Source organism: Thermogemmatispora carboxidivorans (assembly GCF_000702505.1).
GTDB classification, from domain to species: domain Bacteria; phylum Chloroflexota; class Ktedonobacteria; order Ktedonobacterales; family Ktedonobacteraceae; genus Thermogemmatispora; species Thermogemmatispora carboxidivorans.
Map to the genome: position 1 here is coordinate 2,622,621 of NZ_JNIM01000001.1, position 22,735 is coordinate 2,645,355.

Sequence of the window (22,735 nt, forward strand, 5' to 3'; positions counted from 1 at the left end):
TCCTGAGACTGCCCTCCAGACCCCAGAGCGACGCGTGGCTGCTCTGGTCTGGTCCTGCTCTCCCAGTTCTGAGACACCAGGGCGACTACTCTCCCAGCCAGAGATCTCCCCAAGCCTCTCCATGTGGAGGCAACGGCAGAGCGAGATCAGCAGACAGGCGCCGCGGTCTGGCCTGCAACCTTTCTCTCCGACCAGGTGTTATAAGGAGCAGAGTCAAGCGAGAAAGCACACCTGCCTGGACAGGAGAGAGGCATAAAAGGAGAGGAGGCCAGTACAAGCAGTGAAGCCGGCTTTCACCTTCATTCCCATAGCTAGCAAATACCTGAGATCGGGCCTGGCGAAGCAGGAGTTCAGAGTAGGCCAGGGGTCTGGAGCAGATCCATGCCCATGAATCACGCTGATGAGGCAGGCTTTCCTCAAGAGCAGGCGTTGTTGAATAGCTTGCTCGTCGACCTCGACCACTGCTTCGAGCAGGTAGTGCTACGCTATGAGCAGCGTCTCTTTACCTTCGCTCTGCGGTTGAGCGGGAGTTACGAGGAGGCGCAGGAAATCACCCAGGATGCCTTTGTGCGCGCTTATCATGCGCTTGGCGGCTATTCCAGCGAGCAGGTGCGCAGTCTGGCTCTGCGTGCCTGGCTCTATCAGATCGTGCTCAATGTGGCACGCAATCGACTGCGCAAGCTCCGTCATCTGCCAACTTGTGTCTCTCTGGAACAGGTCAGCACTGACGCGGATGAGGAGCTAGAGGGTGCCCGCGCTGAAGGGCCCGAGGCCCACCTGGAAGCGCGCGAGCGTCAGCTCCTGCTGCAACAGGCGCTTCTGACGCTACCGCTCGCCTATCGTGAGGTGATTGTGCTGCGCCACATCGAGGGGCTGAGCTATCCAGAGCTGGCGCGCCTGCTCAATCAACCGATTGGCACCGTCAAGGCCAGAGTCCATCGTGGCCTGGCGCAGCTGCGCCAGGTGCTTGCCCAACATCATGCTCGTGAGGTGCTCTATGGCTGAGCAACAGTCTCGCAGCCTGTCACAAGCGCGACAACTGGTCCGCGAGCTGCGCACTTTCCAGCAGGAGGCCTCATCCCCACCAGCCCTGCGCTCCTACGTGTTGTTTCGAGTCGGACTGGCTGACGGCTACCTGCGCTTTTCGTCACCGATCGGACCGGTTTTCGTGGCACTGAATGCGCGCGGGATCTCCGCTGTGGATCATGCTGCAGATGCCTCCAGATTCGAGGCTCGCTTCTGCGCGGAGTTTGGACGGGCCATCTTTCCACTCGATCCCGCCGAGGCTCCAGCCTGGGTCGGGCAGATCGAGTCAGCCCTACAGACCGGTCAGACGGCCCATCTGCCTTTTGATCTGCGCGGTTGCAGCCCCTTTGAACAGGCCGTCCTCTGCCGGACGCTGCTGATCCCCTGCGGCGAGGTGCGCCCCTACGCCTGGGTAGCACGCGAGATCGGGCAGCCACACGCCGTACGGGCGGTGGGCAACGCCCTGGCACGCAACCCCATCCCGCTGCTGATCCCCTGCCACCGGGTGGTGCGCAGCGATTGCCAGATCGGCAACTACAGTCTGGGCGGCCCGCTCAATAAACGGGCCTTGTTGGAAGCCGAAGGAATCGACCTGGCCTTGCTAAAGCAGCTCTCTGCCAGGGGGGTGCGCTATATCGGCAGTACGACAACCCATGTCTACTGCTTCCCGACCTGTCGCTACGCACGCCGGATCGCCCCAGAACACCGCCAGCCCCTGCGCTCGCCCGAGGAGGCGGCACGCCTTGGCTATCGCCCCTGCCAGCACTGCCGTCCTGCCCCCCCGGGGAGTCCAGACATCAGTCTTGCCAGCGAGTAGTCAGGGGAAAACCAGCCAGCGCTCACTCAGCTCGCGCTGGCCCCCTGACCCAGACGCTCTAGCAGACGCTCCAGCAGACGCCGGCCACCGCTGGCGACGAGACGCGGGCTGCGCGCCATAATTCCCATGAGCAGGCCCGCGGTGAACTCGCCACGCATAGCCTGGGCCCACTGGGCCGGTGTCAGGCGCCGGAGCAGGACTAAGGCATCGTCCCACTGCTCATCGCGGTAGGCCGCAATGTGACGATTGATCAGATAGGCAAGCTCCATCTCGCGCCCAAAGCGCGCCCTCCAGCGACGGTCAAAGCGCTCCAGGAAGGCCGCCGAGGTATTGCCCTCCGCGATCGCCTCCGCCGCCACCTCTCCAGCCAGACGCCCGGCGTAGATGGCAAAGCGAATGCCCTCGCCTACCAGCGTCGACCCCTGCCCCCCAGCATCGCCCGCCAGCAAGAGGCCCGCGGTGGAGAAACGTTCCGCCGGCCCTTCCGCCGGGAAGAGACCCGTGTGATACTCCACAGGACTGGCACCGCGCAACTTTTCCCGCAGGCGCGGCTCCTCGCGGAGCAAATACTCTAGATAGAGACGCGCATCGTCTTCGCTATCTGGATGGATCACCCCCACCCCGACACGAACCCGCCCCTGCCCACGTGGAAAGATCCAGGCGTAGCCACTGGGCGCGACCTCACTCCCCATTAGCAAATACAGCTCCTCCTGGGGATAGTGCGGCGCGTAGAGATCGTACTCGGCTCCGTAACCATAGCGGCGGAAGGCCCCGCCGAGTCCCGCTCGTACGGCTATATGACGAGCCATGCCGCTGGCATCGATGGTCACCTTGGCTCTGACCATTAGACGACGTCCACGCTCGTCGCGCACCGTTACGCCACGTACCTCCCCCTCCTCAAGCAGCACTTGATCGACCGCATGGCGCAAGCGCAGCTCCGCGCCTGCGCTGATGGCGCGTGCCGCCAGGTACTGATAGAGGCCGCGCACGTCGAGGACACAGGCTACCGGCGGATCGTAGCGCAGCGCTACCTGCTGCCGGGGCGAGAGGAAAAACACCTGCGGGATCGGATGATAGAGCTGGGCAGGTATGCCCAGCTCTCGCATATCCTTGATCCAGCTTCCGCCACTGGTATGGACCGGATAGCCGATCTCACTCTGCCGTTCCAAGACCAGCACATCCACCCCCTGACGCGCCACCGCCTCCGCGGCGGCCAGCCCCGCCGGCCCTCCCCCCACAACAAGAACGTCCCTGGACTCCTGCATAGGCACCGTTCTCTTCCTTTCTGATCAGCTTCACTGCTCCACCGCGCCGGCCCGCTCAGCCAGCCGGAAGCGCTAGCGAGCATTCTCCGTGCGGTGAAACTCCTCGGCATAGGCCAGCTGATGACGCGCCCCACACTCCTGAGCCCCACGACGCACGCGCTCCGCCACCTGCTCGAAACGATCGCCAACCTGGCTGGCATGAGCCTGCAGTGCCCGCAGCTTCAGCTCAATGGTCTCGGAGATATCTTCGGCATGATTAAGCACGGGCGCCCCCGCAATATAGACCTCGCGCACCCGATGCGGCTGCAGTCCCTCGGCCAATAGCTCGGGGAAGTCCCAGGCATTCTGCGAAGCGGGATAGATCGCCTCCAGCGCCATGCGCCCGGCAGTCAAATGATCGGGATGATAGCGCCCCAACATAAGAACCGGCGACCACGAGCGCTCAGGCGATTGACAGACCACGCGCGTGGGACGATACGTACGCAGGAGACGCACTAGCTCGCGCTTCAATTCGCGCGTCGGCTGGAGCTGTCCATCAGGATAGCCAAGGAAAATTACCTCTTTGACTCCCAGAATCTGACAGGCGGCCCGCTGTTCGGCCTTGCGCGTCTCGATCGTACGCTGCCGCGCCTCCACACTGACATCCTGAGCCTCATCCGGCCCGCCACCTCCCCCATCGGTACAGATAACATAATAGACCTCCCACCCCTCACGCACCCAACGCGCCACGCTCCCACCACAGCCGAATTCCGCATCATCGGGATGGGCCACAATCACCATTGCACGCCTGGCTTGCTCTCTCGATGTCTCAACTACTTCTTGTTGTCCCTGCATCAGAAGACACGCTCCTCTCAGACCTTAAAAGGCATTGGAGAAACCGGCCCTATTGTACCACGCCCGCCTCTTTCTGCCTATTGCTGAGCCGCCTCAAGGCTCTTCTCGCCGGCAACGAGCACCCCCTTCTTAGAGACCCTACAGTGAGTGGGACCTCCGTCAAAAAAAGCTCTCTTCCTATCCCCCAAGAGGGCAGCGAGCTTCACAGGCCAAGTGGTACTTTCCTGCTAGAGAGGGCCGGGGGCCACAAAAATCTATTAACATGAAAGCATCCTATTTCAATGCTATCTCACCTTAACGGTCAAAATCTGTGGAAGGGAAGTACACAAAAAGACGTATGCAGTTTACTAGACAGGCTCAACAGCAACCACAACAATTAATGACCTGTCCCCAGTGCGATAACGTCGTGCCCATTGGTGCACCCTTCTGCAATATCTGCGGGACACGTCTCTATCCGCCGCCCACGACCACGCAGGCTTCAGCAGCAGCTGCTGCCACCGGCGCCGCGGCCCCCGCCAGCGCCACCCCTGCTCAGCCTGGCGCGGCCCCAACCGCTCCAGTACCGCCCAATACCTACGACGAGGAGGAAGACGAAGAGGAAGAAGACTACGACTATGAAGAGGAAGGGGAGGAGGGAGAGGAGGAAGGGGAGAGCGGCAAGGCTTCCCAGACCGCGGCCCCCCCTCCCGCTCCCGGAGAGATCCATAGTCTGCTCCAGCGCCTGGAGGAGCAGGTCGGGCAGATCGACATTTATTTTCCGGCCAGCCTCCCCGATAAAGCGCAAAAAATCAATGCCTGGAAAAAGCAGCTCCAGCGCGCTTCGGCCTGCGCTCGCCTGCTGGAACGCCCCCAGATCCAGCAGATTGAGTCGCAGCAGGCCCTGCGTCTGCGACACCACATCGCCGAGGCAGCTCGCGCCCTGGATTATACACGCGAGTATACTGTCAAGCTGGTCGGGCACGCCGGCGCCGGGAAGAGCACGCTGCTGGCGGCGCTGATCGGGCGGGATATCTTCCCTCGCCTGGCCGGTGGCGCCGTTACCGGGGTACGCACCCGCGTGCGCCTCTGCCGCGATGACGAGCCAGAGGAGATGCACGTCCATTTTCTGACCCGGGCCGCCTTCGGCCACCTGCTCAGCCAGACGCAGCAGGCCATCAAGACAGCCCCAACGCAGAAGATGCGCGAGGCCCTGGCCGCCGAGCTCACTATCCTGCTCAAAGCCAGCGAAGCCTTCGGCGATACCTATCTGAAGGATGATCAGCCCCACGTAGAGGTCGTGCCACGCGAGCGCTGGAAAACGGAAAGCCGCCGCTATATCGAGGAGCCAGCCCGCGACAGCGAAGAACCACGCCTGACACGCATCATCGACTATGTCGAGTACCGCGTCCACGCCGGACCACGCTCGGTGCTCCCACCTAACAGCGTGCTGGTCGATTTGCCCGGCGGCGCCGCCGGCCAGATCTATCATGACCTGATGCTGCGCGAGGAGCTAAAGCAGGTCGACGCCTTGCTGCTGGTGATCGGCAATAACCGCTTCGGCGACGACGAGCGCATCCAGCGCATCTTCGAGGAGGTGCGCCAGGCCGTCCTGCAAAACCGCGCCTTCGACGTGGCAAGCCGCATGCTCTTCCTGGTGGTGACACATTGGGATGAGATCAATTCTCCTGCCAGCCAGGAGAAAGCCCTCGGCAGCCTGCGCCCCTTCCTGCGCGAGTTGCCCCCCGGCTACGCCAGCTACCACCGCCACGGCCCACGCAATACTTATTTCTTCTACCCACTGCGCGCCCTCGACGCCCTGCTGGCTACCCTGGGCCTGGCCGGCACCTCCCTGGATGAGGAACGCCTGCAGGAGGGCCGCGAGTACGCCGGTCGCCTCTTGGGCATCTACCCCGAGCTGCTGAAGGTCGCGCCCTCGCTGCCACCAACCACCAGCGCTCAGGAGTTCGAGCAGGTGACGCGCGAGCAGCATGAGGCTATGCTGCAGTATAGCGGCCTGCCCGAGCTGACGCATGACCTGCAGGTCTTTTTGACAGAGAACCGCTATGAGGTGCAACTGCGCCACGCGGAGACGCAGCTGGCTATGGCATTGCAGCTGACGGAAGATCTGTGTTGGGAGCAGATGAGCCAGCTCGGCGTCGAAAGCCATGATCTGCAGGAGCTGCAGCAGGAGATGCGTTCGCGCCACGCCCGCCGCAGCGCCGCTCGCTTCGAGCACCTGCAGCGCCGCACTAACGCCATGCAGGATGCCTGGAATGACGCCCTGCGCCAGTTCGATTCAGCTATCAGCAGCGAGAAGAGCGTCTTCCAGCGCGTGCTGCAAACGGCCCACGAGCGCGCCGCTCAGCGCGTGAAGATCCGCATCACTCAGGGCCACTTCGATCATTATATTAAGGTCGGCAATCGCCGCCCCGAGGATTCGCCGGCGATGGAGATCGGCAATCGCTGGACGGATATCGACGGCTGGGGCTTGATTAAGGCCCTGCGCCAAAGCCTGTGCATGGCCCTGGAGCGCGAGCTGAATGACCCCGCCCGCACGCTGGCCGAAGCCTTCTTGATGCCAATTGCTTACAAGGAGGAAGTCGACGGCTCGCTCGATATCAATCGGGTAGCTCTCGGTGAGTTCGGCGGCGAGCTGGATGAGATCCAAAAGGCTTACAATAAGCTGAAGCGCAGCATCCGCGAGAAGGCCCGCGATATCTGTCTCTACGTGACGCTCGGCGAACTGCTTAATGAGGAGAAATACGCTCCCACTCGCGAGAATCCTGCCGTGGGCGCGCTCTATCGCTTGACGAACGCTCAAGGAAAGGCCGAGGAGATCATTCAGCAGGCACGCCGGCTGATGGCACCAATTCTTGATACGATCTGTAATGGCCTGGCCCGCAGCACCGAGCAGCGTATCGCGCGCCTCTTCCGCTACGAGCTGGATAAGCTTCAGGAGCGCCAGGTCTACGATAGCGATCGCCTGGAGGCCCAACCAGTGTCACAGAATGGAACCTTCTCGGATATCGTGACACGCCTCTATAGCCACCTGACCGAGCGCGTGCATACTTCGGAAGCCCTGCGCCAGCAGCTCGATAATCTGCAGGCCCAGCGCGAGGCCGCGCTGGATCAGTGGGTTGATCTGATTCAGGAGGTGGAGGCCCTTAAGACGATCCATCGCCAGGAGTAAGTCACCTGGCCACAATGGCGACGCCCCGCGCCAAGGCTGGCCCGACAGCAGACCCACCTTCGTCCTGGGACGGGGCGTCTCCGCTCCAGCTAGAAAGGAGCCGTTCCCATCCCTCACCGCTAAAGAGCCAAAAACAGAGGGAGGGAGAGCGCTCAGGGCCGCGTCTCTCCCTCCCTTTTCCCTGTTCCCCACGACAAACCCGCCTACAGGATCACGTCACATCTCAGTCCCCCCAGGGCTCGCCTCCCATTGTCAACCCCCCAGGCATTACGATAGCGACGACTGGCTCCGATCCCGGTAAATATCCTGTTGAGATGTAATGGAGATCTAGCGGAAGTCGCGCTTCGAAGTTGAGAAATATTCATATGAAGTTCCCAGATCCGCAGCCCCTCCCTCTCATCTGGCCCGCCAGACTCCCCGGCTGCCTCCTTTCCCCACAATAAGGCAGAGTTAGGAGCATAGCTTCATTTCCGATGACGCTTCTACTATCTGTCAATCATCGATCGCACAAAAAATATTAGTACTAGTGGCCTATCTATTCATCCAGATAGCAAGCATCCTACGTATCAGGCTTACAGAGTCCAGCCCCTGTCAGTGCCCACCAGTTGAGGGGATCGAACAGACCCCTCGATTGTGCCGAGGAAGGTGGCGGGGCTGGACCTGCGACTGGAGAGAGAAGGAGCCAGATATGCACGGTCTCATTTTTACCACCTGGGAAAAGTATCTGGGTGAGCGTTTCGGTGGCGGTCTGTTGAGTGCCTACCGCGAAACCATCGGTGAGTCGCCGAGCGCCACCCCCCTGGTTAGCCACTTTTACGAGGACGAAGTGCTCTTAGAGGGCGTGGCGGCGGCCAGCCGTCTCAGTGGCCTGTCTCCTGAGCAGCTGCTGCGCGAATATGGGCACTACTTCATTCTGAACAGTCTTACTGGCCATCTTTGCAAGTATATCCTCTCGAGCGTCAGTAGTGCCTATGATCTGCTGCTGACGATGCGGGATGTCCATAGTCGTCTGCGCAAGACTGCCGCGGGACTGACCCCGCCGCTTTTCAACTATGAGTTCGTTCCCTATGAGCGCAGCGTTGTCCTGATCTACGACAGTCCAAGACAGCTATGCCCGGTCCTGCTGGGAGCCATTGAGGGCGCTGCCGAGCGCTATGGCGAGGAAGTGGTGATCTACGAGCAGAGCTGCATGAAGCGCGGTGATCCTGTCTGCCGCATTGGGGCCACCTTTGCCCACGGGACGCGCAGCGCAGAGCAGCTTTCGGAACAGGCGCGCGCGAACGCCTTCGAGCAGCAGGCCCACCAGAATGCGATGCGCGAGCTGGGCCAGCGCATTCTGATGGTCCTGCCCACGGAGCAGGCCCAGGCGCTGACCCTACGCGAGATTCGTCAGGCGCTGGCCCAGCACTACCGCCTGAGTCCCACCTATCAGCGCCCAGCAGTGCTACTACAGGCCCTGCGCCATCTACAGTTTGCCGGCTATGTGGCTGCGACAAGGGGGGAGCCAGATGACAACCTGACGACCCGCCGCTACTGGCGCGTCAGTACTTACTGGGAGCACTAAGATAGACTGGCTCCCCACCCTGGCTTGCTTGCCAGCGCCAAGCGAGGTGACCAGCGCTCCCGGTCGCAGCCTCAGCCACCTCACCTAGAGGTCAGGCGCTGGCAGGCCGTGAGCTCCCAGAATGAAGAAAAGCTCTCCCCCATGATGGAGATCATGCTCGATGAGGTGCCAGATGATTTCCTGACACACGTAGCTGTAGGGTTCGTCGCGCCAGATACCCGAGAAGGTGGTCTCCAGGTCGGCGAGCGTCCACTGCCCAAGTTGCTCATCGATGATCCGCCAGGTGGTCTCTAAGCCCTCGATAAGCACGGTCACCGCTCCACCGGGAGCCTGCCTGCTCCAGCTCATGTAAGGCAGCAGCTGCTCCGGCTTTATTTCCATGACTCCCCCAAACCAGCCAGCTCGCGCCGCGGCAATATGGGCGGCAAGCTGGCGGATGCTGCGCAGGTGAGGAGCGATACGTAGCTCCAGCTGCTCCTCGCTGAGGGGAGTCAGTGCCTCGACCAGGAGCTGCTGATAGCGGCCCCAGCCACGATAGATCTCTGTCAGCGTTCTTCCTCGGGGTCGGGTTTGCTCGGCCTCTGTCATGCTTTGCTCCTTCTCTCTGATGATTCATCCTTTGTTTGTGAAGATCGGTCCCTTTCAGTGGGGTGAAGGGGAAGGGTACACCCCCTAGATTAGCAGGAATAGCGGACACGATCGGTCCTACAATCTTCCAATTTCAGGCGAGCAACGCGCTCACCAAACGGCGAGAAGGCGAAGGGGCGAAGCTGCGGGGTAGCGGTCTTTCCCCTATTGAACCTTCTTTCAGGCCCGGCGCTTCGCCCTGCTCCCACACACTGCCGGGCTGAAACGCTTCCCTGGCAGCAGGGCGTGATAGGGATGGACAGGATCAGGCAGGTTACGAGGAAGGGACTGAGAAACACCTCAAGCCATCCTCGGGTCGTGCCTTATCTCATCAGCTGTTGCCTGGAGAGGAGCAGAGTGTTTCATGGCAACCTGGAGCGCCGCCAATATTGAGAAAGGCCTGAGCGTCTACAGCGCTGACCAGCACCGCCTGGGCCGGGTGGTCGCCGTCTACCCTGAGAGTGTGCGAGTGCGTCGTGGGCCCTTGTTCTTCTGGACAGACCGTTTTTACCCTTATACCGCGATCGCCGAACGCCAGGGCCAGCGCCTGACTCTGACGATGCGGGCCTCGGAAGCCGAGGATCAGCAGTGGCGCAAACGCCCAGACTATGAGAAACATCCGGGCGATGTCCTGCAGACCTTCTACGATCGCGGCCACGGCGTCGAGGACCCCCTTGATCCCGACGAGGGCTGAGCCAGCGCGCTCAACTGATCGCTCGCGCGTCCGCTACCTGCTTTGGCCCCGCCGGGCGTCTTTAGAGGGTACACCCGCAGGACTGGCGAGGTCGCCAGGCTGGCAAAGGAAGCAAGCGGCCAAGAGGAAGATACGGTTAGAACCTGAGAGAATTTAAGGTAAACACCTGATGTAGGCTAACCTGGGTCCCGGGTAGAATAGAAGCCGCTGGATGGATGCCAGGAATGGGCCTACCCGGCACCAAATGCCGACCACGAGGCCGTACGGAGGCCGGCAAGCTGGTTTTTGTCGGTGAGTTTCCCGAAGGGAGCGTGGAATCATGGCTATAGCTGCAGCAGATCCTGTACGCGATGGCCGCAGGATGCGACCGGCCAGCCAGTCAGCGAGGCGGCGCGCAGGCCGGAAGGCGGCCACGCTGGAGATAGAAGGCGAGGCCGCTCTGCTGGCCACGGGCGAGGACGAAGCAGCCCTCCCCACGAGCGCGACTGTTGCCGACCTGGCCCTTGACCCGTTGCTGGAGAGCAGCGATGAGCTAGAAGAGATGGAGAGCGCTGAGGCCGACCTGACGGATGAGGTTCCTGAGCGCCGACCTTCGAATGTGCGCCAGGCTCTCGGCTCTGAAGATGCTTTTCAGAGCTACCTGCGCGATATCCGTGGCCTGGGGCTGCTGACCCATGAGGAGGAGCTTGAGCTGGCACGACGTGCCGCCGAAGGCGATGAGCTGGCACGTCGCAAGCTGATTGAGTCAAATCTGCGCCTGGTCATTGCTATTGCCCGTCGTTATACCAGCACCGGTGTTCCTCTGGTCGATCTGATTCAGGAGGGTAACCTGGGGCTGATGCGCGCCGCCGAGAAGTTCGATTACCGTCGCGGCTGCCACTTTGGTACATATGCGACCTGGTGGATTCGCCAGGCCGTCAGCCGCGCCGCCGGCGAGCAGTCTCGCCTGATCCATTTGCCTGAACATGTCGCCACCCGCTTACGCAAAGTACGCCGCGTTGCCGCTCAGCTCTCTCAGGAGAATGGGCTGGACCCCGAGCCTGAGCAGATCGCTGCAGCCTGCAATATTGACGTCAATGAAGTCATCGATCTCCTCAGTGTGATTGAGCAACCCGTCTCTCTGGATGCCCCCGTTGACGATGAGGCTCGCCACTCGCTGGCCGATACGCTGGAGGATAGTACTGCCCCCGCTCCCGCTGAGACCGCCTCACAGCACTTGCTCGGCGAGGAGTTGCACCGCGCTCTTTCAACGCTCACCCCGCGCGAGCGCGCTGTGATTACGCTCCGTTACGGCATTGGCGATGGACGGAGCCGCACACTGCTGGAAGTCGGTAAGGAATTGGGCATTTCACGCGAGCGTGTTCGCCAGCTCGAGGTGGTGGCCCTGATGAAGCTGCGCAATTTCAGCGGCAATACCTCTTTGCGCGAATGCGTGTGACCGCCTGTCTGCCTGGGCAACCCGACAGGAACGGAACAGCTGGGCCTGTCCAGTAACGATGGCTGTAGAATGAGCTTGACGCGCTGCAAAGCGAGCAGATAGATCCTTCCCTTTGCCCGCTCACGGGGGCATGGGCCGGCTCGCTGGCTGACCCATGCCCTTCGCGGTCGCTCTTCTTCCTTCCGTTTCGTTTTCTGTCTCTCTCCTCCTGCTGCCGACTTGCTTGCTGCTCAGGCAGCCTGGCTTTCCTGCCCTCCCCGCTTTCAGGCCATCTGCCCCTCATGAAGGCCGTGACTTCTCCTCCCACTCTCGACGAAAAGACTGGCCCTGTGGTAGACTGCGGAAGAGTGACATCAAGAGATGAGAGTTTGCTACAAAGCGCTTGCTTCTGTCTGAGAGGAGATTTCGGCACATGCAACTTTGTGCAACCTGTGGTACTGATGTGAGCGGTAAGCGTTTCTGCCCGCAGTGTGGCGCACCCGTGCCACAGGCCCAGCCTCTGCAGCCGCAGCCGCCGACCGTAGCTCCAGGCGGAGCAGCGGCGGCCAACGGGGAATGGTGCCCACGCTGCGGCGGCCAGGTGCGAGCTGGGGCGGCTTTTTGCTCCCATTGCGGGCAGGCACTGCGCCCAGCGCCATCCACCGCCTCGACAGGGCCGACCCTGCGGCTCTGTCCCCAATGCCACGCGCAGGTGGCCGCTCATTATGCCTTCTGCACGCACTGCGGCGTTGCTCTGGCCGAGCCAGCCACGCCACGCTTCTGCCCACAGTGTGGCCAGCCCCAGCAGAGCGGAGCCCGCTTCTGCAGCTCCTGCGGCACGGATCTGAACGCCGTGGCGGCGGCTTCCGCTCCAGCAGCAACCACGGCAGGCCCCTACCCTGTGCCACCGCCACCAGCTACCAGCAGCGCGCCCGGAGCCGGCCCCTACCCAGTACCCGCTCCTAGCTCGCCCGCCTCTGCCCCCCCCGTGGCTCAGATGCCCGTTCAGTATGGAGGGGCTTACTCCACAGCCGGGCAGCCAGCCCCCGGGCCCGGCAGCGCGGTTCCCGCTGGCTCCTATCCCCCACAGACACCACTGGTGCTGCGTTGTCCGGTCTGCTGGGCGGTCTCTCCCACCGGGACCAGCAATTGCCCAGGCTGCCGCACGAGCCTGGTCGGCGTCGCTCCTATCCCCGCCACCGCTGCGCAGCAGTCACCTAACCAGCAGGGCGGCGGCCTCGGTGGCCTGTTCCAGGGAGACGGCGGCAAACTGGCTATGGGGGCCCTGGGCGGAGCCGCAGCCGTCATCGGCGGCGAGATGCTCTTGCATGGCCTGGAGCGCTCCCTGGAGGGCAATGACTACGGCTACCCACACCACCGCCATCATCACGAAGATGAGGGCGGGGTCTTGGGTGATCTGGGTCGCCTGGCAGACGACGTGGGCTTGATCTGAATGAACTGCCCACCCTGCCTCTCCAGCCAGCATGTCCCTTTCTTTGCCAACGAGCACGAGCACCGGCCAAGATCAAGGGCCGGGCGGCCTTTCTTCGGCCCTGCCCGGCCCGCCCGCCGATACCCCACTTCCGACTGTACCCAGATGGGCTAGTCCGCCTAACTTCTTCTATTGCCTTGTTGCGACACACCCATAAAGGGTCTATAATGTCTGGCAACAGGGGGTATCATTCTCAAGAGAAGCCGCGCGGGCGTGCCTCACCTGCCTGTTCTCTGACTGGCTCATTAGCGGCTTAATTCATGAAGAAACGCTTGCATCGATGCAATACGAGCACACTACGCTGCCAAATGGCTTGCGCCTGCTGACGATGTGCGTGCCGGGCATCCGCTCGGCCAGCATCGCTTTTTTCTTCGCCGCCGGCTCACGCTACGAACCGGATCACCTGGCCGGCATATCCCATTTTATTGAGCATATGTTGTTTAAAGGCTCAAAAAATTATCCAAGTGCACGTATTCTCTCGGAAACAATCGAGGGGGTAGGGGGGGTCTTCAACGGCAGTACGGGGAAGGAGCTGACCAGTTATACTGCGCGCGTCCCCTGCGAGCACCTCCCCACAGTGATCAAGGTGCTCGCCGATATGATCCGTTATCCACTCTTCGATCCCTATGAGATTGAAAAGGAGCGGCAGGTGATCATCGAGGAGCTGAGCGCGACGCGCGATGATCCACAGGAGTGGTCGGGCCTTTTGCTGGATCAGACTATGTGGCCCAATTTGCCGCTGGGGCGCGACGATGCGGGACGCGATGAAACAGTGGCCGCGATTGGCCGCCAGGATATGTTGACGTACCTGGAGCAATCCTATTGCCCCAATGCCCTGGTGGTGGGCGTCGTGGGCAATATTCATCACGCCCAGGTGCGGGAGCTGATCGAGTGGCTCTTCCACGACTGGGAACCGCGTCCGCTACGAACCTGGACGCCCTGCCCGCCACCGCGAGATGTGCCGCCCGTGGCCGTGGTCTATAAGGAGACGGAGCAGACGAATCTTTCGCTCGGTACCCTGGGGGTTGCTCATTCTTCTCCTGATTATTATGCACTGATGCTCTTGAATGCCATCCTGGGCGAGGGGATGAGTTCGCGCCTCTTCCAGAGTATTCGTGAGGAGCGCGGGCTGGCTTACGATATCGGCAGTTACACAAGCAGTTACTATGAAACAGGCAATCTGGTGGTAAGCGCGGGGGTTGATCCTTCCCAGACGGAGGCCGCTGTACGGGCCATCGTGCAGGAGCTGAATACGCTCCGCGAAGTACCTGTCTCTGAGGCAGAGCTGGAGCGCTTTAAGGCCTATGTATGCGGTGGCCTGATCCTTGGTCTGGAAAGCACCCAGCAGGTCGCCAGTTGGCTCGCCAGTCAGGAATGCCTGCTTGGCCAGGTGGTCGATGTGGATGAGATGATCCGCCAGATTCAGGCTGTTACTCCCCAGGATCTCCAACGCGTGGCGCGCACTTGCTTCGCCCCCGAATGGCGCCGCCTGGCGTTGATTGGCCCCGAAAACCCTCGACAGATCAATCTTTTTCAGAAGTTGCTCACAGCTGCCTAACGCGGGAAGAGGAGACCAGGTTCTATGCTGAAAACGATGTCTACGCTGCGTGAGTATTTGCAGTATACGGAGGATGCCCTGAGCGCCGGGCGCATCGAGGAGGCTCTTGAACACTGCCAGTATGTGCTCTCGCATTTCCCTCACTCTCTAGAGGCTCATCGCCTCCTCGGGGAGATCTATCTGGCTCAGAACCGTTTGGCTGAGGCCCAGCAGACCTTCGATTGGGTCTTGACCAACGATCCCGAAAATGTGCTCGCTTACTGCAACCGCGCGCTGACAAGCGAACGCCTGGGGGATGTGGAAACCGCACTCGACTGCTATCAGCAGGCGTATGAGCTGAGCCGGGGCAATAGCCAGATCCGTCAGGAGTTTAATAAGCTGAGTGCTCGCAGCGGCCAGCCCGGCTTTATGCTCTCGCGCGCCGGCCTGGCCCGCCTCTATATGCGCGGCGACCTGCTCTTTCAGGCCATTCAGGAATGGGAGGCAGTGCTGACCACTACCCCCGATCGCCTGGATGCCCGCACGGGCCTGCTCGAAGCCTGCTGGCACGATGGCGATTATGAGCGCGCTGAGCAGATCGCAACCAGCTTGCTGGAGGAGATCCCCGGCTGCCTGAAGGCTTTGCTGCTCCTGGCCCATATGACCTTTCCCCACAATCCGGCTCGCGCCCGCGAGCTGCTCCAGCGAGCCGAGGCGCTTGACCCCGAGATGACAATGGCTCGCGAGCTGTTCAGCGACCTGCTGACGGCTTCCTCTAATGACCCTTTCCTGACACTTGTGCGCAAGGATGCCGTCTTGATGCCACCTCCTGGACGGCCCACGGCTCCTGCTGCTGAGTCAACCCTATCCCGACCCAGCTCGACTTCAGCAGAGGAGCAGGAAGCAGCCAGCAATGAGAGCGAGCCGATCTTCGGCTGGACCACGCCCGACCCGTATCCGCTGGCTCTGACGACAACCCCTGCTCCCTCCCCCACGCCTGCACCGCCTTCGATGCCTTCGCAGCCGCTAGAGGCACCTGGGTCCAGTGGCAGCGAGGCTTATCATGCCAGCTCCCTTTCCTGGTCTCTCTCCGGTAGTGATTTCTCTTCTGGAGAGCAGGGACCCTCTTGGGAGGAGCAGCCGGTCTGGCCGCCTACCCCAGCGGCTGACTCCGAGGAAGACCTGGGCCTGCCTGTCAGCCAGTCTTCTACCCATCCCGCCTGGCTAGACGCCCTCGATTCAACGCTCTATCGCCAGCCATCCGGTCCCCTCGCTACGCCTGCTTCCTCGCCTGAGCCAGCGGCAGAGGCCGCTGAAGGGGCCGAGGCTGCCGCAACGCCCGAGCCCGAGCTGGAGTCGGTGGACCTTTCCCATAAGGAGATGACTGCAGAGGCCGCCTGGTCCCAGCCTGCTGCTCAGGCGGAGTCGCTCGCCGAGCGGCCGGGAGCAGAGGAAGAGATCTTTCCGTTTATGCAGGAGGGCGCCGACCCAGAGGAGGGCTGGCCAGAGTGGCTGAAGTCCCTGGGAGCGGAGACGATGGAGGAGTCCGAGGAGCCCGCCGAGGTGTCACCAGCCTCTTCACCAGCCAGCTCCGGCTCACATGGAGCAGTCTGGGGCGAACCAGAGGAGGAGCAAGAACCAAAGCAGGAACGAGAGGCGGCCTGGCCGGCAGACCAGGGAGGACAGGGACCCTCGGTAACGTCCGTTTCAGCAGAGGCCGATGGCTATGCACGCCTGGAACAGGGTTGGCGCGGCGAGCCAGCCGCTCACCGCACGGAGGACTACGCCGCCTCGGAGCTGGCTTACTCTGCCCCGACAACCTGGGATGAGTTGACGGGCGAGGAGTTCTCTGCCCCCCCGGAAAAGCCAGCCTGGTTGGAACAGCTGCAAGCCAGTCATAGCGCGTTCGAGGAACCGGAGGCGGCGGCTGGTCCGCTCTGGCCACCCTCTGCTCCGACAGCCTCCTCTAACACCGGCGTGCCTGCCACCCCGCCAGCAGCTTCAATCTGGGGCGAGGAGTCTCCCGCTCCCACTCCTACGACGCCCGCCGCTTCTCCACAGAGTTCCTCTCACCCGGAGGCAGGAATTCCCTGGCTTGAGCAACTGGCCGGTTGGTCGACAGGCTCCGAGGTATCCGCAGGCTCATCGATGAGTAGCCCGTCTCCGTCCGCCTACGAGACTCAGAGCATGCGCCCTGAGCCTGAGCCATCCCCCGCCCCTTCGGCACAATCTCAGGAGCTGCCTGCTTCGTCATGGCTGGCCGAGCTGGCCGCCGGGGCTGGGCAGCGTCCCGCCGCCGAGCAGAGTGGGCCGCCAGCAGCCGCTGAGCAACGACTGCTGACAACTTTGGAGGACCTTGAACAGCAGCTGTATGCCCAGGGCTTCGTGCCGCTGCAACCAGGCGAGCTGGCAGCCTTTGCGCAGCAAGGGCCAGGAACATCTCCCCTGCCCGCGGCGCCTGAACAGCCACCACGGACCACCTATACCCCCCAGCAGCCAACGATTCCTCCAGCTCCGCCCCCCCCCTCCGAGCTGGAGGAAACGGTCCGCGCCCCGCTGGGACAGCCCCCACTTCAGCCTCCTCGCTACGAGGAGCCAAGACACATGCCTGAGCCGCTCTGGCCCGCTACGCCCGGCCCAGGACTCAACTCGCCCTCAGCACAAGGCTCTCCTCAGGGGCCTTCGCTACCCAGCTATCGGCCCGATGCCCTGCTGGAGGACGAGCTGGAGACAACTATGAAGCGCCCGGTCTTCCGCCTCCAGCCAGCACAGAACCGCCCTTCGGCCTCGGGCGGACGCCCCTCCTCTCCAGCTCCTCGCCCCGCCAGCCGCGAGACCCCCAGCGCTGGCCCAAGTGGCCCCAGCGCCGGCGCAGGCAGAAGCTCAGAAGGGGGCGAGGCGAATTACAAGGAGCACCTGATCCGCGGTTATCAGTATCAGCTCGCCGGTGCTTACGACGAGGCAATGCAAGAGTATCGCATTGTGATCCGCAATCAGCCGGAACTGCTGGGCGAGGTGATCAGCAATACGCGCGCTCTGCTAAAGCTGGCGCCGAAATATGCACCAGGTTACCGCGTACTTGGTGACGCCTACATGCGCCAGGGCGAGTATCTCCAGGCTATGGAGGCTTACAATAAGGCACTGACCATGACGCGCCGCGCCAGAGGTCAGGGCGCTTCTTCCTAGCCACTCGCTGACCAGGAGTAGCGACCGGCTCGCTCGCGGGCCGCCGACAGGGAGTAAGCGGACTGGCACGGTCCAGGGTCAACAGCAGACGGCCCGCCCGACGATCGGGAAGAGAGGCAGACAGGTGAAGGAAGACGTCAGGAGAGCAAGCCGGCGCATGCCTGGCCGACCTCAGCTGGCCCGGGCTCCCAGCCACCAGATTTTTCGACCAGGCCAGGTCAGGCTGGGCCGGGCGGAACTGAGACCGGGCTGGCCCAGCCGCCTGGCTGCGCTCTGGCGTTGAGATGAGCATCGCTCATCTCAGAGAAGAATCTAGCTACCATCCAAAGGAGTCATCAGTGGAGACGATTCTACAGCGGTTGACCGAGCTTGATGAGGTCACAGGCGTCATCCTGGTGGGTAAGGACGGGCTGATCGTCAGTGGAACGTTGCATAGCGAGGATGAGGAAATGATCGGTGCCCTGTCCGCTACCGCCTTTGGCTCCCTCAGTACCTATACTAAGCAAGTGAACCAGGGCGAGATTCGCCATGCTATAATTGAAACGCAACAGGGGACGATCCAGATGGCGGAGGTGGGCGACCTGATCCTCGTCGTGACTACTCAGCAGACCCGCTCTCCCAATCTCGGACGTGTACGCCTGGAGATGAAGAAAGCCTGTCGCCAGATTCTCCCTCTGGTGACGAGCCAGTAGGAGCCTCTCCCTCCTTCGCTTTGACCAAAGCGTTGGTCTGTAATTTGGTGGAAAGGAAGTTTTAGCTGCAAGCGATGGAACGAACACTGATTATTATTAAGCCCGAGGGGGTCCAGCGCGGCCTCATCGGGCAGATTCTTGCCCGCTTCGAGCAGCGGGGATTGAAGTTTGTTGGCCTGAAGATGCTGCAGATGTCTCCCGCACTGGCAGAGGAGCACTACGCTGTCCATAAAGGGAAGCCCTTCTATGCCGGCCTGGTGAAGCATATTACTTCTGGCCCCGTGGTGGTCGGCGTGGTCGAGGGCCGCGGCGCGATCAAAATGGTGCGGACAATGATGGGGGCAACGAACGCGGCTGAGGCCGCTCCTGGTACGATCCGCGGCGACTTCGCTCTGGAGATTGGCTACAATATCATTCACGGCTCCGATGGGCCTGAGACGGCGGCTCGGGAGATCAGCCTCTTCTTTAAGCCAGAGGAGCTGCTCGATTACCGCCTGGCCAGCGAGTCCTGGCTCTATGAGGAGGAAGCGCACCAGTAAGCACGCCTTTGCTCCTGAGTAGCGCCTACCCTTTCGCTGAGTCGGCTGGCAAGGTCCAGGTCTACGGCCCGGCCTTCTCCGCTTGCTGAAGTCGCAGCGCCACCGCTCTCCTTCCTCACCTGGCTCTCATGCGCGCCTCGCGCTTTCTCTCTACCTGTCCTGTTCTGCATGGCCGGGCGGCTGCTCGCTTAGCACCGCCCGCCGGCTGGGCCATCCGCCAGATCTTCCGCTCAGCTGTACGCCTGGCTCCCGCTTATACGGCTCATGCAACACGCCAGAGGGGAAGGGACAGCAAGCAGGCAGGTAGAGAGGAAGACAAGACAAGTGGCAGGGGCAGGCCGCTGCACCCGGCCTGGATGGAACCGGCGCGGGCCACCCGCTGAGGGAGCAAGGTGCCAGGATAGCTCTCAGCTCGCAACTGGCTGATCAGTCAGGACTGCTCCTCTGGCCCCCTTTTCCTTTGACAGCTTCTTTCTTCTCCGCCTTTTCCGCAAGGCGCCAGCAGCATGTTTTGCTACGCAAGCAACGGTTCTGCTCTTCCAGCGTCAGCGGGGGCGTGCCTTTCATGCAGAATACCTGATACAGCGGCTCCCCCGCTTCTATGTCGCTGTCAGAAAACCAGCGCTCGCGATAGAATGGGCAGCCATTACGGTGCTTTCGCCAGTTTGGACTGGTCGCCGGGTTACTTTCAAGTGTACCTGCCAAGAATCCCTTCCTTCCTCTCAACAAACGCGCTTTCGTTTCTTCTACTCGCTCACTGCACAGGAAAGATGCGCGACAAGCGTTCTGCTCACTGAGGCCGACAAGGGACTGGTACCTTTCCCCGCTCATCTGCTTCTGAGTTGCCTCTCAAGGCACAGTACAGATGAGGTGGCTGCTTCCTTCTGACAAGCTTTTCCCTCGCCGGTCTGGTGGTCTCATCCTACTGCGCAAAGGGCTGCTATGTCAAGGTGATGATGCCTCAAAGATCAACCAAAGATAATAAGAATGGCTTTTTATATGAATAGTCATTCAGAGAAGTTATTGTTGTTTTTCACGTGTAAGGACCGGGGCGAGCCGCGCTTGCAAAGCAGGACTGGCATCCGCTATACTGGCGCAAGAGGCCGGGAGGCTCCTCCCTTGGCGGGCGTCAGGTGTCCGCCCAGCTCTTGGGCGGGTGGACGGGGGCCGGTCCTCGCCCTCTTGGCTTCTCGATAGATAAGATTGGCGATATCGCCCCGACCTGGTTGGAGGATCTAGTGAGTTCATTGTCACATCCCGACAGGGGTCCGCAGCCAGACCGTCCATCCCAGAGAACAGCGGAGGCGTCTGTTCCCTGGTCATTTCGCGAGACCTGGCTGGCGATCTTCATTCCCCTGGTACCCTGGCTGCTGCTCTCGCTGCTGCTCTCGCTCGGGGCCCAGCTCCAGGGAAATCGCTCGCCTGGGCTGAAGGCGCCGCTCTCGCTCCAGCAAGATCTGGAGGGGGCGCTGGCGGCGGCGCTCTCGACGCTAGTGGTGGAGGGAGCTTTCTTGTTAGTGGCGCTGTTCTTTGCTCGCCGCGCTTTACGTCGCCAGGCTGCGTCTAGGGCTGCTGAGTCAGCAAAGGCCAGCGCCGGTGACGAGATCAGGTCGTCCTCTGCGCTGGCGGCGGCCAAAGCAGAGCGTGTTTCTCTGGGGAACGTGCTGCAGGCCCTTGGCCTGCGCCGCTTCCGACCGCGCTTTCTCTGGCTGGTAGTAGCCTTCCTGACGCTGCTCTATGTGGTCAACAGCCTCTACTCGGCACTGCTGGAGGGCCTGCACCTGCCGCTACAGACCAATGATCAGGTCATCCTGGAAAGTAGTCGTCTGGAGCCGATCACAACCGCGACCCTGCTGGTGCTGGCCGTGATCGTAGCTCCACTGTGTGAGGAGATCTTCTTTCGCGGCTTTGTCTTTCCCGGCTTGCGTCGCGGCCTGGCTACCGGCTGGGCCGTGCTGGCGAGTGCCCTGGTCTTCGGCCTGGCCCATGCCGACCTCGGCTCGTTCCCTGTGCTGATCGTCATTGGCCTGCTCCTGGCCTTGCTGCGCTGGTGGAGCGGCTCCATTTACCCCGGTTTGCTGCTGCACATGCTCAATAACGGGATCAGCGCTACGGTGATTCTGCTCTATATGCTGGGCCGACTGCACTAACTTCTCAGTCAGCGAGCGGCAGGTACGCCAGCGGCCTGACCGGCAACGGAACGCTGAGGAGAAGGGCTTTCCCGTTTCCTGCCTCAGAGCGTTCTCAGCCAGAGGAAAACACAAGAAGGGACCCCGCAGACCGCAAGCGTAGCGCATGCCGCTCCGATGACCGGCCTGGCTAGCCCGGCTAGGCGCCAGCACGCAGCTTCCGCCGATCCTCTACCCGTGCGCTGGCCGTCTTCGACTCGCCGCCGGTAGCGCGCGGCAGGCTATCGGGTGGCACCAACTCTACCTTGGGTGTATTGCCCGTGATCGATTTGACCGCCTCCGCCATCGCGCGGGCCAGTTCCTGGCAGCGCTCGCTCTGCTCTAACAGTTGCTGCTCCTTGACTTCGACTTTGAGCAAGAAGGTGTCCAGCTCATCGCGACGATCAACAATGATGCGGAAGTTCGTGCCGGTCTCTGGAAAGCGCAGCAGGGCCGCCTCTACCTGGCTGGGGAAGACCAGCAGGCCGCGGATGGAGACCGCGTCATCGGTTCGCCCTTTGATGGCTCCGATTTTCGGATGGGTGCGCCCGCAAGGGCAACGCTCTTCCCACCAGAGACGCGAGAGATCGCGACTGCGGTAGCGAATCATGGCTGTCCCATCGCCCGTGAGCCAGGTCCAGACAAGCTCTCCCTCCTGGCCTTCTTCGACCCATTCGCCGGTTTCGGGATCAATGCACTCGACCAGGAAGGTATCGGCCCAGGCATGCATACCGTTGCGTTCCTCACATTCGCAGGTCATGCCTGGCCCAAGAAACTCGGTCATGCCAAATTCGTCGTAGGCCGTAATATGAAAGTATTCTTCCAGCTTCAGGCGAGTCTCCCAGGGCCAGGGCTCAGCTCCGAAGAGGCCGATGCGTAACCTGGTACGAGAGAAGTCGATGTCTAACTCTCGCGCCTTGCGACCCAGATAGAGGCCGACGGAAGGGGTCATACACATGGCACTGACCCCGAAATCCGTGATGAATTCAAAGATGCGTTCGTATTGGCGCGCGTCCGAACCCATCGGGATGACCATGACGCCCATTTCCAGGGCCCCGTAGTGGAAGCCAAAGCCCCCCGTTGGGAGTCCATAGCCATAGCAGTTCAGGAGGATATCACCAGGCCGTAAACCGACCATCCATAGCTCGCGGGCGTTCAGCTCGGCCCAGTTCTGCAGATCGCGCCGGGTGGCAAAAACAGGTACGCTCTTACCAGTGGTGCCGCTGGTGGCGTGCACCTCTAAGGCCCCTTGCTCGCCTCCGGGCGGCACCATCGCCATACCATAGGGGTAAGCAGTGCGTACGCTCTTTTTTTCAAGAAATGGCAGCTTCTGAATATCTTCCAGGCTTTTAATATCTTCTGGCTTGATGCCAGCTTGATCATAGAGTTGGCGATAGAACGGATTCTGTCTATAGGCCCGAGCGACAAGCGCCTGCAGGCGTTCCAGTTGGAGCGCGCGCAGGCGTTCGCGGGGCAGAGTTTCGATCTCTTCGTTGAAATATTTCCGATCGCTCATGGGCAGCACCTCCGCCACTATTCTACCATTGCTCTCTGCAGGCGTCTATGCGAGCGAGAGCGCTGGCCTACCTGGCCCGGCAAGCCGGGTAGCCGATATGGTATCATGTCTGGCGGAACGCTAACGCTACCGGGGAAGGGGTCAAGCCAAGCACACAGCACCAGGTTTGGTGCACTCTTCCCCTTTTTATTC

17 protein-coding genes are annotated in these 22,735 nt (G+C 61.7%); 12 read left to right on the forward strand and 5 right to left on the reverse strand.

Features of this window, described 5'->3' with window-relative positions:
• The first annotated feature begins 381 nt into the window (after positions 1–381).
• Both N688_RS10205 and N688_RS10210 read left to right on the forward strand, forming a co-directional pair.
• On the forward strand, positions 382–1,005 hold the full coding sequence (locus N688_RS10205; protein ID WP_081838712.1) for an RNA polymerase sigma factor: 624 nt from the start codon (positions 382–384) through the stop codon (positions 1,003–1,005).
• Positions 998–1,843, forward strand: coding sequence for a methylated-DNA--[protein]-cysteine S-methyltransferase (locus tag N688_RS10210; protein ID WP_052889180.1), 846 nt, complete (start codon positions 998–1,000; stop codon positions 1,841–1,843). Before N688_RS10205 ends, N688_RS10210 begins: the two co-directional genes overlap by 8 nt.
• Before the next feature lie 26 nt (positions 1,844–1,869).
• Here the strand turns inward: N688_RS10210 and N688_RS10215 are convergent, their stop codons facing one another.
• Both N688_RS10215 and N688_RS10220 read right to left on the reverse strand, forming a co-directional pair.
• Positions 1,870–3,108, reverse strand: a complete 1,239-nt coding sequence (locus tag N688_RS10215) for an NAD(P)/FAD-dependent oxidoreductase (RefSeq protein ID WP_052889181.1) — start codon at positions 3,106–3,108, stop codon at positions 1,870–1,872.
• A 72-nt stretch (positions 3,109–3,180) separates the two neighbouring features.
• Positions 3,181–3,942 (reverse strand): PIG-L deacetylase family protein, encoded by a 762-nt coding sequence (locus N688_RS10220; RefSeq protein ID WP_052889182.1) that lies wholly within the window; start codon positions 3,940–3,942, stop codon positions 3,181–3,183.
• A gap of 337 nt (positions 3,943–4,279) precedes the next feature.
• On the opposite strand from N688_RS10220, the gene N688_RS10225 reads away from it, so the two are divergent.
• Together N688_RS10225 and N688_RS10230 are read left to right on the forward strand one after the other, a co-directional pair.
• Positions 4,280–7,111: a dynamin family protein gene (locus N688_RS10225; protein ID WP_081838714.1), complete on the forward strand. Its 2,832-nt coding sequence runs from the start codon at positions 4,280–4,282 to the stop codon at positions 7,109–7,111.
• Between the two features lie 688 nt (positions 7,112–7,799).
• Positions 7,800–8,675, forward strand: a complete 876-nt coding sequence (locus N688_RS10230; protein ID WP_052889184.1) for a heme NO-binding domain-containing protein — start codon at positions 7,800–7,802, stop codon at positions 8,673–8,675.
• 84 nt (positions 8,676–8,759) lie between these two features.
• Here the strand turns inward: N688_RS10230 and N688_RS10235 are convergent, their stop codons facing one another.
• Entirely contained in the window at positions 8,760–9,263 is a 504-nt protein-coding gene (locus N688_RS10235; protein ID WP_052889185.1) for a DinB family protein, read from the reverse strand.
• A 403-nt stretch (positions 9,264–9,666) separates the two neighbouring features.
• Between N688_RS10235 and N688_RS10240 the strand changes: the two genes are divergently transcribed.
• The 7 genes from N688_RS10240 (at position 9,667) to ndk (ending at position 18,859) form a co-directional block, all read left to right on the forward strand.
• The gene (locus tag N688_RS10240; protein ID WP_052889186.1) at positions 9,667–9,996 is read left to right on the forward strand and encodes a hypothetical protein; all 330 of its coding nucleotides are present in this window, start codon (positions 9,667–9,669) and stop codon (positions 9,994–9,996) included.
• A 319-nt stretch (positions 9,997–10,315) separates the two neighbouring features.
• Positions 10,316–11,434 (forward strand): sigma-70 family RNA polymerase sigma factor, encoded by a 1,119-nt coding sequence (locus N688_RS10245; protein ID WP_202901890.1) that lies wholly within the window; start codon positions 10,316–10,318, stop codon positions 11,432–11,434.
• Between the two features lie 412 nt (positions 11,435–11,846).
• Positions 11,847–12,866 (forward strand): zinc ribbon domain-containing protein, encoded by a 1,020-nt coding sequence (locus N688_RS10250; RefSeq protein WP_052889187.1) that lies wholly within the window; start codon positions 11,847–11,849, stop codon positions 12,864–12,866.
• Between the two features lie 319 nt (positions 12,867–13,185).
• Positions 13,186–14,463: a M16 family metallopeptidase gene (locus tag N688_RS10255; RefSeq protein ID WP_052889188.1), complete on the forward strand. Its 1,278-nt coding sequence runs from the start codon at positions 13,186–13,188 to the stop codon at positions 14,461–14,463.
• 24 nt (positions 14,464–14,487) lie between these two features.
• A complete protein-coding gene (locus tag N688_RS10260; RefSeq protein WP_052889189.1) occupies positions 14,488–17,628 on the forward strand; it encodes a tetratricopeptide repeat protein in 3,141 nt (1,046 codons plus the stop codon).
• A 338-nt stretch (positions 17,629–17,966) separates the two neighbouring features.
• On the forward strand, positions 17,967–18,320 hold the full coding sequence (locus N688_RS10265) for a roadblock/LC7 domain-containing protein (protein ID WP_052889190.1): 354 nt from the start codon (positions 17,967–17,969) through the stop codon (positions 18,318–18,320).
• 74 nt (positions 18,321–18,394) lie between these two features.
• Entirely contained in the window at positions 18,395–18,859 is a 465-nt protein-coding gene (gene ndk, locus N688_RS10270) for a nucleoside-diphosphate kinase (protein WP_052889191.1), read from the forward strand.
• A gap of 426 nt (positions 18,860–19,285) precedes the next feature.
• On the opposite strand, the gene N688_RS22775 is transcribed toward ndk, so the two are convergent.
• Positions 19,286–19,564 (reverse strand): hypothetical protein, encoded by a 279-nt coding sequence (locus N688_RS22775; protein ID WP_156025372.1) that lies wholly within the window; start codon positions 19,562–19,564, stop codon positions 19,286–19,288.
• Between the two features lie 533 nt (positions 19,565–20,097).
• On the opposite strand from N688_RS22775, the gene N688_RS10275 reads away from it, so the two are divergent.
• Entirely contained in the window at positions 20,098–21,009 is a 912-nt protein-coding gene (locus N688_RS10275; protein WP_162179531.1) for a CPBP family intramembrane glutamic endopeptidase, read from the forward strand.
• 178 nt (positions 21,010–21,187) lie between these two features.
• Here the strand turns inward: N688_RS10275 and N688_RS10280 are convergent, their stop codons facing one another.
• Positions 21,188–22,543 carry a phenylacetate--CoA ligase family protein gene (locus tag N688_RS10280; RefSeq protein WP_156025373.1) on the reverse strand — a complete coding sequence of 452 codons (1,356 nt, stop codon included), beginning with the start codon at positions 22,541–22,543 and terminating at the stop codon, positions 21,188–21,190.
• Between the last annotated feature and the right edge of the window lie 192 nt (positions 22,544–22,735).